Genomic DNA, 11,218 nt, shown 5'->3' on the forward strand with positions numbered 1-11,218 from the left:
CCTTACGTCGTATCCTTTTATCCTCACTCCCTGGTGCTGCTGTTACTGCCATCCAAATCGATGGCGTATTACACGAATTTTCGACAGTTGAGGGTGTAGTAGAAGACGTTACAACGATCATCTTAAACTTGAAAAAGTTAGCTCTCAAAATCTACTCTGAAGAAGAGAAGACTCTCGAAATCGATGTACAGGGCGAAGGTATTGTCACAGCTGCTGATATTACTCACGATAGTGATGTTGAAATCTTAAATCCAGATTTATACATTGCAACGTTAGCAAAGGATGCGCATTTCCGCGTGCGTTTAACTGCAAAGCGTGGCCGTGGGTATACACCGGCTGATGCAAATAAGAGCGAGGATCAACCAATAGGTGTAATTCCTATTGATTCTATTTATACTCCAGTATCACGTGTGACTTACCAAGTGGAAAAGACACGTGTTGGACAAGTGGCAAATTATGATAAGCTTACGCTTGATGTATGGACGGATGGAAGCATCGGGCCAAAAGAAGCTATCTCTTTAGGTGCCAAAATCTTAACAGAGCATTTAAACATCTTTGTTGGTTTAACTGACGAAGCGCAAAATGCTGAGATTATGGTCGAAAAGGAAGAAGATCAAAAAGAAAAAGTTCTAGAAATGACAATTGAAGAACTTGATCTTTCTGTTCGTTCTTATAATTGCCTAAAACGTGCAGGTATTAACACTGTACAAGAGCTTGCGAATAAAACTGAAGAGGATATGATGAAAGTTCGTAACTTAGGACGTAAATCTTTAGAAGAAGTTAAGCATAAGCTTGAAGAATTAGGTTTAGGCTTACGTAAAGACGACTGAGGATTTAAATTCATCAACGAAGGAGGGAACTACGAATGGCATACAGAAAATTAGGCCGTACAAGTGCGCAACGTAAAGCTATGTTACGTGACTTAGCTACTGATTTAATTATCAACGAGCGCATTCAAACGACAGAAACTCGTGCAAAAGAACTTCGTTCTGTAGTGGAAAAAATGATCACTTTAGGTAAACGCGGAGATCTTCATGCTCGTCGTCAAGCAGCTGCTTACATTCGTAATGAAGTTGCTAATGCTGAGACTGGTCAAGATGCATTACAAAAATTATTCGCTGATGTAGCTCCACGCTACGCTGAGCGTCAAGGCGGATACACTCGTATTGCAAAAATTGGTCCACGTCGCGGTGACGCTGCACCAATGGTAATTATCGAGTTAGTATAATGACAAGCAAAAGGGCAGGACAGTACTTTTTAAGTAACTGGTCATGGCCCTTTTTTTTTAAGTATAGAAGAAAGCGTTTATCTTGCTATTTGCAGGCTGTAAGACTCTTATTTCAAGATTCAGAGAGAAGTGAGAGAAACTGCTGGCATGTGCAAGATTGGTGAGCTTTTCGTCTCCCCTGGATGGAAGTTTCACGTTATTTGGCTGAATAATGGAAGAGGGTGTCCACAAGTGAAAAAAGAGAAGCTTCGTGCTGAGAACATATCATTTCAATATCCTCAAGCTGCTTCTTACGCCCTGCGTGACGTTTCATTCTCTTTATATGAAGGAGAATGGGTATCTATTATTGGGCAAAATGGGTCAGGAAAATCAACGCTTGCAAAGTTATTAAATGGTTTGTTTTTACCATCAACAGGAACAATTACTGTAAATGAATCACTTGTTTTATCAGAAGAAACTGTATGGGATATTCGAAAACAAATCGGAATGGTGTTTCAAAACCCAGACAATCAATTTGTCGGAACAACTGTACAAGATGATGTTGTCTTTGGGCTTGAGAATGCCGGAATGCCCAGGGAACTAATGGTAGAACGTATGAAACATGCTTTGGAGCTCGTGCGAATGGAAGAGTTTCAAAATGAAGAACCTCATTATTTATCGGGTGGGCAAAAGCAGCGCGTTGCAATTGCCGGCGTACTAGCACTCCAGCCGTCTATTTTAGTATTAGACGAGGCAACATCTATGCTTGACCCCCAAGGTCGTAAAGAAGTGGTAGAAACGGTAAGAGATCTTGTTCGCACGAAGGGAATTACAGTTCTTTCGATTACTCACGACTTAGAAGAAGCGGCGCAGTCCGATCGTATTATTATTTTAAATCGTGGAGAATTACTAGAAGAGGGAACACCTGAACACATTTTTCAATCACCGAAAATGTTGCAAGACATCGGTTTAGACGTACCATTTTCAATAAAAATGGCAGAATTATTGAAAAGCAATAATATTCCTTTACAATCAATGCATCTTACAATGGAAAGTTTGGTGAGCGAACTTTGGAGATTACATTCCAAAAAGTAGAGCATCGTTATCAATATAAGACCCCATTTGAAAAGCGAGCCCTTTACGATATAGATATTTCGCTTTCTAGCGGTGGCTATTATGCCATAATCGGTCATACAGGATCGGGTAAGTCAACGATGATTCAGCATTTAAATGGCTTATTGCAACCAACGAGTGGTACTGTTCAAATTGGGGAATACAAAATTTCATCGCAAAAGAAAGCGAAAAAGTTAAAACCTCTTCGAAAAAAGGTAGGAGTTGTTTTTCAATTTCCAGAACATCAATTATTTGAAGAAACAGTAGAGAAAGATATTTGCTTTGGACCTTTAAACTTTGGTGTATCTGAAGAAGAAGCAAAACAAAAGGCAAAAGATGCCATTGGGTTAGTTGGGCTATCAGAGGAGCTATTAGAACGCTCTCCGTTTGAGTTAAGCGGTGGACAAATGAGACGTGTTGCGATAGCTGGTGTACTCGCGATGGAGCCTGAAGTATTAGTATTAGATGAACCAACAGCAGGGCTTGATCCTAAGGGCCAACATGAGCTTATGGAGATGTTCTATCATCTTCACAAGCAAAAAAATCTTACGGTGATTCTTGTGACACATAATATGGAGGATGCTGCAAAATATGCAGACAACATTGTTGTGATGCATAAAGGAACGGTCTTTTTGCAAGGAACATCAGAGGAAGTCTTTACGCATGCAGATGAGCTTGAGCAAATTGGTGTATCTCTTCCAATGTCGCTAAAGTATAAGCGAGAAATTGAAGAGAAATTAGGAATTTCTATACCAAAAGCCACCTTGTCTTTAGAAGATTTAGCAGATGAAGTCATACAACTGTTTAGAAAAGGTGGGGATTCATCATGCAGCAGTTAATTATTGGAAGATATATTCCAGGAGAATCTGCTATTCATAGACTGGATCCTCGTACAAAACTGTTAATGGTCTTTTTATATGTATTTGTTGTATTTTTAGCAAATAATGCAATTTCATACGGCTTGCTATTTTTGTATGCACTCATTGCTTTGTTTTTTGCAAAAGTGCCGATTCGTTATATTCTTTCTGGGTTAAAACCTATTTTATGGCTATTTTTATTCACGTTCTTTCTGCACGTTTTTACAACAAAAGAAGGCGCTGTACTCGTTCAACTTGGATGGTTTTCGATATATGAGAAAGGGCTTGAGCAGGGGATTTATATTTCTATTCGTTTTTTAGTCATTATTTTAATGACGACCCTATTAACATTAACGACAACACCAATTGAAATTACCGATGGCATGGAGACATTGCTGCATCCTTTAAAACGCATAAAAGTTCCTGTCCACGAAATTGCACTTATGATGTCTATTTCCTTGCGTTTTATTCCTACTTTAATGGATGAAACAAGTAAAATTATGAAAGCACAAGCTTCTCGAGGTATAGACTTTGCAGGCGGTCCAATGAAAGACAGGTTGAAAGCAATTATCTCGTTACTTGTACCACTATTTATTAGTGCATTTAAACGTGCAGAAGACTTAGCAATTGCAATGGAAGCACGAGGTTATCAAAGCAACGGATACCGTACGAAATTCCGGCAATTAGAATGGAAATGGATCGATACATTAACGCTTTTAAGCCTATTTGGTTTAACATGTATTTTAATTTTAGTTCGATCGTAATGGAGAGAGTATGAGTATGAAAAGAATAAAATGCACAGTTTCGTATGATGGAATTAACTTTTGTGGATATCAAATTCAACCCAATCAACGTACTGTTCAACAAGAAGTAGAGAAAGCACTGCAAAAAGTGCATAAAGGGGAAGCTGTTCGTGTACAAGCGTCAGGAAGAACAGATTCCAATGTTCATGCCAAAGGCCAAGTGATTCATTTTGATACACCGCTATCATTAACGGGAGAGCAGTGGATGGCAGCTTTAAATACAATGCTGCCAGATGATATTGTTGTGGAGCAGGCTGAGCAAAAAACGTTAGACTTTCACGCAAGATACGGCGTTGTAAAAAAAGAATATCGTTATCGGGTATTATTATCTAAAAAAGCTGATGTATTCCGTAGAAATTACGTATATCAGTATCCATATGCGCTAAATATAGAATCGATCCGAAAAGCAATCCATTATTTTATTGGAACACATGATTTTACTTCATTTTGTTCGGCAAAAACTGACAAAAAAGATAAAGTGCGAACAATTTATGAAATAGATTTAATAGAACAGGGCGATGAGTTAGTCTTTCGCTTTGTCGGAAATGGTTTTTTATATAACATGGTTCGAATTATTGTCGGTACGCTGCTTAGCGTCGGTCAAGGAAAAATTGCTCCTGAAAGCATTTCAGACATTTTACAAAAACAAGACCGCCGTTTTGCTGGGAAGATGGTACCGGGGCAAGGCCTTTATTTATGGGAGGTAAACTATAACAACTAATCCTGGTGTAACATTCGCTTGACATTAGAAACTCAAAAGTATATCATAACATATGGTATTGTTTCTAAAACCACGATTAGCCCCGGAAGGAAATCGTGTTTAAGATAAACAATAGATTTTTTCTATGGAAAAGATAACGAGTAGGAGGGAAACAAATGCGTACGACTTTTATGGCAAAAGCTAACGAAGTTGAGCGTAAATGGTATGTGATTGATGCTGAAGGTCAAACTTTAGGTCGTCTTTCTAGTGAAGTAGCATCCATTTTACGTGGTAAAAACAAACCAACATTTACACCACACGTTGACACGGGTGATCATGTAATTATTATTAACGCTGAGAAAATTCACTTAACAGGTAATAAATTAAACGATAAAATTTACTACCGTCACACTAACCACCCAGGTGGACTTAAGCAAAGAACAGCTCTAGAAATGCGTACAAACTACCCTGTACAAATGTTAGAGCTTGCTATTAAAGGCATGCTTCCAAAAGGACGTTTAGGACGTCAAATGTCTAAAAAATTAAATGTGTATGCTGGATCTGAGCATCCACATCAAGCACAAAAACCAGAAGTTTACGAACTTCGCGGATAATTAATTAAAGGAGGGCTTACTTTGGCACAGGTACAATACAATGGTACTGGACGTCGTAAGAGTTCAGTAGCACGCGTACGCCTAGTTCCAGGCGAAGGACGCGTTATCATTAACGGTCGTGAATTTGAAAACTATATCCCATTTGCTGCATTACGTGAAGTAGTGAAACAACCTCTAGTTGCAACAGAAACTTTAGGTAACTACGATGTTCTTGTAAACGTACATGGCGGTGGATACACTGGTCAAGCTGGTGCTATCCGTCACGGTATTTCTCGCGCTTTATTAAAAGCTGACCCAGAATACCGTTTAACATTAAAACGTGCAGGTCTATTAACTCGTGACGCACGTATGAAAGAGCGTAAAAAATACGGTCTTAAAGGTGCTCGTCGTGCACCTCAGTTCTCAAAACGTTAATTTTTGCGAACTTCAAACCCCAGCCTTTTGGCTGGGGTTTTTTTATGTTCTTCAATAGCTTCTGTTAGCATCCCCTTGTTTGGAATATTTTAGTGCCCCCTTCTTGTGTATGCTTCCTACTGAGAAGTTTAGACTAATACGTACATAGGGAGGTTTTAAGTACTATGAATGTTATTGTAAGTCTGAAAGAAAAACAAAGAGAAAAGCAACTGAAGTATGAACGTAAAATATTGCGTGAATTATCATTACAAACACTTAGAGAAAATATCCGTGATAGCTTTTGTATGGATACATTTCATCGTCATTATGAAGATTATTGTATAGAACTGGGCATTGAGTCTTATTTATTAGGAGCTAGGTATAGTAAGTTTGGATATTATGGAGAATCGTTTTTAGATGTAAAAAACAGATCATCTCATGAAGAAATTCAATTAACGGAAATGCTGTTTCATTTTTTGACGAGTGTGCCTTTGCATACTTTAGAAGAAAGTGAAGATGAGCAGCTATATCAATCGTGCTCGCACTTTATAAGCGCTTGGTGGCAACAAGGATATGAGAAGGGTGAGAAAAGATATCGTATGAAGCTGCATTAAGAAAATCATAAACTTTCCTCTTGTCCCATATAAGTAAGTAGAGGGACTAGCTGAAGGGGGGAAGGTATGAAAAGAATTCGGATTATTTCTTTTATGTTAGCGGCGGTAGTACTCTTTTTTTTAGTAAAGCAGGAATTTCAAATTACAAAGTCATGGAGAGCATGGAATTTGCCTTTGTCTGGAAAAATTATTGTATTAGATGCTGGTCATGGTGGTCCGGATGGAGGTGCGGTTGGCGGGGATGACATTGTTGAAAAAGACATCACACTAGAAATTACCAAAAAGGTACGAGACTACTTGCAGGAACAAGGAGCACTTGTTATTTTAACGCGCAATGGGGATTATGATTTGGCTGACAAAAGCACGAAGGGATATAGTCGCCGTAAAGCAGAGGATTTAAAAAGACGCGTAGAGATTATTAATAAGCCTGATGTTGATTTTTTTGTTAGTGTGCATTTGAATGCTCTCCCAAGTGGGAACTCAAAAGGAGCCCAAACATTTTATTATCGTTCTTTAGTAGAAAACGAACGAGCCGCAAAATTTATTCAAGCTGAATTACGAACAAGTCTTGAGAATACGAACCGTTCAGCGAAAACAATTTCGCATGTTTACTTATTAAAGTATGCGAAAACACCAGGTGCATTAGTTGAAGCTGGATTTTTATCAAATGTAAATGAAAGATACTTATTAAACTCCGAGAAATATCAGCAAAAAGTTGCTGCTGCAATATATCGCGGGGTCTTGCGATATTTCACCGAAAAAGGAAACCCTCCCAATTAAGGAGGGTTCTTCTTTGTAACGGAGTTTTCCGAAAATATGCTATACTTACAATGAAAACGCATTTATTTTGTTTTAACGGCAATTACATGCTCGTAAGAACTTAATTTTATCCAGGGGGCGGGACAGATTATGGTAACGAAAGAACAAGTAATGGGAGCACTTGAAGGAATTATAGATCCGTTTCTAAATAAAACATTAAAAGAAACAAACGGTATTAAAGAAGTTACAGTAAAGCCAGAAAAAGAACATGTTAGCGTTAAAGTTGCAATTGTGAAAACAGGAACAGCGGAGCAAATGCAATTGCAAGCAACAATTGTAAAAGTAGTGAAAGAATTAGGGGCAGCAACAGTAGGTTTACGCTTTGCAGAATTTACTGAAGAGGAACGATTACAATTTGCTCCGCAAGAAGAGCAGAGTGAATCTTTATTATCACCGCATTCGAAGACAACTTTCTTGGCAGTAGCGAGTGGAAAGGGCGGTGTTGGAAAATCAACGGTTTCTGTAAACCTAGCGATTTCTCTTGCCCGTTTAGGGAAAAAGGTTGGGATTGTTGATGCTGATATATACGGATTTAGTGTACCGGATATGATGGGAATTGAAAAACGTCCTATTGTACGTGGTGATAAAATCATTCCGGTAGAGCGCCTTGGTGTGAAAGTTATTTCTATGGGATTTTTCGTAGAAGATAATGCGCCTGTTATTTGGAGAGGTCCTATGCTTGGCAAAATGTTAAATCATTTCTTCACAGAAGTAGAGTGGGGAGATTTAGACTACTTAGTGTTAGACTTACCTCCAGGTACAGGTGACGTAGCATTAGATTTACATTCAATGCTTCCGGCATGTAAAGAAATTATTGTAACAACACCGCATCCAACAGCAGCTTTTGTAGCGGCTAGAGCTGGTGCAATGGCACTTCGTACAGAGCATGAGATTATTGGTGTTGTAGAAAATATGTCTTATTTCGAAAGTAAAGTAACTGGTGAAAAGGAATATGTGTTTGGAAAAGGCGGAGGAGAAAAATTAGCAACAGAACTGCAGACAGAAGTACTTGGTCAAATTCCGCTTCAGCAACCAGATTGGAATACAGAAGAATTTGCTCCATCTGTATATGATGAAGATCATAAAAATGGAGTAATCTATAAACAAATCGCTCAGCAAGTAATTGAAAGAGCGGCAATTGAACAAAAATAACCCTCAGTACGAGGGTTATTTTTATTCTTTCTTGCCTTCTTCTGATCCGCCTTCCTTTTTCTGTTCCCCGCCACCTTTTTGTGCCTTTTCAACGCCTTTACTAATAATGTCGATCATTTTGGTTTGAAATAATGGACTTTCGGCAGTTTCAGTTATGACTTGCTGTAAGTATTGACGATACTCTTTGCTTTTCATTGTTTGCATCATGATTTTTCCGACTTCTGGATTTTTCATGACTTCTATAACACCAGCTTGATACTCAGGATCTTTTAATAAAGTTTTCATTAAATTTGTTTGTTCTTTCTCGATGCTTTTTGCAAATTTAGCGGCAAACTCAGGGTCTTTAAATGCCTTTTCCCAAAACTGCTGTCCTTTCTCTGATATCATAGTATCTTCAATCGTTTTCTTTACTACAGATTCATCTAAAATAAGAGCTTGTTTCATTTTTTCATCGGTTAGTACATCTTGGATTGCTTTTTTCCCTTGATCCGTTTTTAAAATATCAATAATCATTTTTTTCGTTTGATCATAATCTAATTGGGATTTCGCTTCTTTTTCCTGTGCGCATGCAACGATTCCGATAAAAAGGATGAAAGAGACCGAAATGAGTAGAATCCGTTTCATCAGCCGGGGCTCCTTTCACGTGTTTCTCTTTTTAATATAAATCTCTTAGAAGAATTTATACATATTGATGGCTAGCTTTTTAAAATTGACATTGTTACAATTTAATTAGAAATATATATAATGGGGGATGTGTCTGTGAATAGCCGAAATTGGGTACGACTCTTTATGACGACTTTATTTCTTGGGGGAAGCAGTACAATCTTTATTGGTTTTGTTTTAGAATGGGACAAGTATAATAAATTTTTTCAAAATTTCGACGGAAAGGAAATCTTAATGGTTTCTTTTTGGTTGCTTGGAGTCGGTCTTATTTTTAGTGTAATCAGTCAGATGGGGTTCTTTGCATATTTAACAGTTCATCGATTTGGGCTGGGGATGTTTCGTTCGCCCGCTCTTTGGAATGCGGTACAAATGTTCTTAATTGCGTTTGTATTATTCGATTTTGTCTATTTTCGCTCTGTATTCATTGCAAATGGGAATGAATCACTAGGGACAAATATTTTTGTCGCTGCGACTCTCTTTTTGTTCGGAATCATTGTTGCTTACATAAAGAGTAAGGAGACGAACAAGAAGGCGTTTGTTCCGGCGTTATTCTTTATGATTGTTGTAACGATTATTGAATGGGTTCCGGCATTGCGTATCAATGATACGAGTTGGTTATATTTAATGGTTGTTCCATTGCTCATTTGCAACGCATATCAGGTTTTGATATTGCATCGTCTAGTAGGGCAAAAAAGCTGATTCCTATATTGGAATCAGCTTTCTTAGTGAATAAGGAGGGAAATTTAATCTATGTCCCTACTTTTGGCTTTCGTATTTGAGATGAGCTGGGATACAGAGACGTTTTCAAATCCGTCTGTTTTTAATTTTTGAAGCAGCATCGGTAATGCTTGATTTGTTTGTAGTGCTGAATCAGAAGCATGAAGTAAAATAATATCTCCTTCGTGCAAGTTTTCAGAAACGGTTGTAACGATTTTATTGACTCCGGGGTTTTTCCAATCATTTGAATTGTTGCTCCAGTGCACAACCGTATATCCAATAGATTCAGCGATTTTTAATACTGTTTTATTAAAGCTACCGTTAGGAGGACGTAGGAGTTGAACTTGTTTTACTTGAAGTTTTGTAAATATGTCCTGTGCCTTTAGGAGATCTCTTCGAATTTCGTTAGCTTCTAAAGATGTATAGTCTTTATAATTGTATCCCATACTCCCAATTTCGTGCCCGTCTTTTATAATACGTTCTACAATATCAGGGTGACGTTCTGCCCATGCGGCAGAAAGGAAGAAGGTGGCGTTTTTAATTTTTTTTTCTTTCAATGTATCTAGTATAGGTAATGCTTTCTCATCTCCCCAACTAATATCGAATGTTAAAGAAACTTGTTTTTTTGTCGTGTCTCCTTTATAAATTGCTTTCGGACCAGTATTTGTTGAAAAAGCTGATTGATAAGAATATGTTTTTACAAAAAGCAGCCATGCCGTAAATAGGGAAAGCAGAATAATAAGACTAATTTGTTTAAACTTATGTTTACTCGTTATAAAGAAGAAAAACATCGTTTCTCCGCCCCTTTGTCCAATCCTTTTCAGTTACTTATATGCAGAAAAAGGAGAAAAGAGAACTAAACGATTAATATCGTATGAAAGGGATATACTGAACGATATGTAGATAAGAAACAGCTGAGGTGACGGAATGATTGGATTGCTGATTACGGATCAAGAACAAAAGGAACTAGAATATGTATTAAAAAGAGAATTGGACGAATTATTATTTGACTTTGCAGATAAACGAATTCATCAAGTTGTAAAAAAGACGATGGAAGAGCGATATAAATTGTTGTTTATTTTATTTACAAAAATAGCTCCACCTGAAGATTGTACAAGATATATAAGAAAAAGAATTTTTTATTAAAAGGTATTGACGGTGTAGTTCTACATATGATAAATTAATATTCGTCGCTGATGAACGAATTCATCAAGCGGAAAAAAGAAATAAAAAACATTGTTGACATAGAAAAGTGAAGATGTTAACATAAGGAAGTCGCCATTGAGCGGCGGATGAGTTCTTTGAAAACTGAACGAAACAAACAACGTGAAACGTCAATTTTTATTTATGATGCTAGACAAACACTTTATTGGAGAGTTTGATCCTGGCTCAGGATGAACGCTGGCGGCGTGCCTAATACATGCAAGTCGAGCGAACCAATTAAGAGCTTGCTCTTAAGAAGTTAGCGGCGGACGGGTGAGTAACACGTGGGTAACCTGCCTATAAGACTGGGATAACTCCGGGAAACCGGGGCTAATACCGGATAACATTTTGCACCGCATGGTG

15 protein-coding genes and 1 rRNA gene are annotated in these 11,218 nt (G+C 37.8%); 14 read left to right on the forward strand and 2 right to left on the reverse strand.

From position 1 onward, the window contains the following. The 11 genes from BR72_RS16595 to BR72_RS16645 all read left to right on the forward strand — a co-directional run. Nucleotides 1-830 (forward strand): DNA-directed RNA polymerase subunit alpha (locus BR72_RS16595; protein WP_035434675.1); only part of this gene is annotated, 830 nt, incomplete at its 5' end. Between the two features lie 35 nt (nucleotides 831-865). Beyond that, nucleotides 866-1,228 (forward strand): 50S ribosomal protein L17, encoded by a 363-nt coding sequence (rplQ, locus tag BR72_RS16600; protein ID WP_020063215.1) that lies wholly within the window; start codon nucleotides 866-868, stop codon nucleotides 1,226-1,228. A gap of 231 nt (nucleotides 1,229-1,459) precedes the next feature. After that, complete coding sequence (locus tag BR72_RS16605; protein ID WP_035434676.1) at nucleotides 1,460-2,302, forward strand: energy-coupling factor ABC transporter ATP-binding protein; 843 nt, start codon at nucleotides 1,460-1,462, stop codon at nucleotides 2,300-2,302. Then, on the forward strand, nucleotides 2,278-3,159 hold the full coding sequence (locus BR72_RS16610; protein ID WP_035434678.1) for an energy-coupling factor ABC transporter ATP-binding protein: 882 nt from the start codon (nucleotides 2,278-2,280) through the stop codon (nucleotides 3,157-3,159). Before BR72_RS16605 ends, BR72_RS16610 begins: the two co-directional genes overlap by 25 nt. Next, the gene (locus BR72_RS16615; RefSeq protein ID WP_035434680.1) at nucleotides 3,147-3,941 is read left to right on the forward strand and encodes an energy-coupling factor transporter transmembrane component T family protein; all 795 of its coding nucleotides are present in this window, start codon (nucleotides 3,147-3,149) and stop codon (nucleotides 3,939-3,941) included. The genes BR72_RS16610 and BR72_RS16615 overlap by 13 nt, the downstream gene beginning before the upstream one ends. A gap of 16 nt (nucleotides 3,942-3,957) precedes the next feature. Beyond that, nucleotides 3,958-4,701, forward strand: coding sequence for a tRNA pseudouridine(38-40) synthase TruA (gene truA / locus BR72_RS16620; protein ID WP_035434681.1), 744 nt, complete (start codon nucleotides 3,958-3,960; stop codon nucleotides 4,699-4,701). Between the two features lie 155 nt (nucleotides 4,702-4,856). Then, on the forward strand, nucleotides 4,857-5,294 hold the full coding sequence (rplM, locus tag BR72_RS16625) for a 50S ribosomal protein L13 (RefSeq protein ID WP_035434682.1): 438 nt from the start codon (nucleotides 4,857-4,859) through the stop codon (nucleotides 5,292-5,294). 21 nt (nucleotides 5,295-5,315) lie between these two features. Then, nucleotides 5,316-5,708 (forward strand): 30S ribosomal protein S9, encoded by a 393-nt coding sequence (rpsI, locus tag BR72_RS16630; RefSeq protein WP_035434683.1) that lies wholly within the window; start codon nucleotides 5,316-5,318, stop codon nucleotides 5,706-5,708. A gap of 164 nt (nucleotides 5,709-5,872) precedes the next feature. Continuing rightward, complete coding sequence (locus BR72_RS16635) at nucleotides 5,873-6,301, forward strand: DUF2521 family protein (RefSeq protein WP_035434684.1); 429 nt, start codon at nucleotides 5,873-5,875, stop codon at nucleotides 6,299-6,301. Nucleotides 6,302-6,367: 66 nt separating this feature from the next. Beyond that, on the forward strand, nucleotides 6,368-7,081 hold the full coding sequence (cwlD, locus tag BR72_RS16640; protein WP_035434685.1) for an N-acetylmuramoyl-L-alanine amidase CwlD: 714 nt from the start codon (nucleotides 6,368-6,370) through the stop codon (nucleotides 7,079-7,081). A gap of 129 nt (nucleotides 7,082-7,210) precedes the next feature. Beyond that, on the forward strand, nucleotides 7,211-8,272 hold the full coding sequence (locus tag BR72_RS16645) for an Mrp/NBP35 family ATP-binding protein (protein WP_035434687.1): 1,062 nt from the start codon (nucleotides 7,211-7,213) through the stop codon (nucleotides 8,270-8,272). Nucleotides 8,273-8,293: 21 nt separating this feature from the next. Here BR72_RS16645 and gerD read toward each other — a convergent pair whose 3' ends face one another. Continuing rightward, a complete protein-coding gene (gene gerD / locus BR72_RS16650; RefSeq protein ID WP_035434688.1) occupies nucleotides 8,294-8,896 on the reverse strand; it encodes a spore germination lipoprotein GerD in 603 nt (200 codons plus the stop codon). 135 nt (nucleotides 8,897-9,031) lie between these two features. Between gerD and BR72_RS16655 the strand changes: the two genes are divergently transcribed. Continuing rightward, nucleotides 9,032-9,634 carry a KinB-signaling pathway activation protein gene (locus BR72_RS16655; RefSeq protein ID WP_035434689.1) on the forward strand — a complete coding sequence of 201 codons (603 nt, stop codon included), beginning with the start codon at nucleotides 9,032-9,034 and terminating at the stop codon, nucleotides 9,632-9,634. 44 nt (nucleotides 9,635-9,678) lie between these two features. Here BR72_RS16655 and pdaB read toward each other — a convergent pair whose 3' ends face one another. Then, the gene (gene pdaB / locus BR72_RS16660; RefSeq protein ID WP_035434690.1) at nucleotides 9,679-10,443 is read right to left on the reverse strand and encodes a polysaccharide deacetylase family sporulation protein PdaB; all 765 of its coding nucleotides are present in this window, start codon (nucleotides 10,441-10,443) and stop codon (nucleotides 9,679-9,681) included. 136 nt (nucleotides 10,444-10,579) lie between these two features. Here pdaB and BR72_RS16665 point away from each other — a divergent pair, with 136 nt between their 5' ends. Next, nucleotides 10,580-10,798 (forward strand): hypothetical protein, encoded by a 219-nt coding sequence (locus BR72_RS16665; protein WP_035434691.1) that lies wholly within the window; start codon nucleotides 10,580-10,582, stop codon nucleotides 10,796-10,798. A gap of 220 nt (nucleotides 10,799-11,018) precedes the next feature. Then, nucleotides 11,019-11,218, forward strand: a 16S ribosomal RNA gene (locus BR72_RS16670); the annotation flags it as partial.

Origin of the sequence: Bacillus sp. UNC322MFChir4.1 (genome assembly GCF_000746135.1) — a bacterium.
In the GTDB taxonomy this organism is placed as follows: Bacteria; Bacillota; Bacilli; order Bacillales; family Bacillaceae_G; genus Bacillus_A.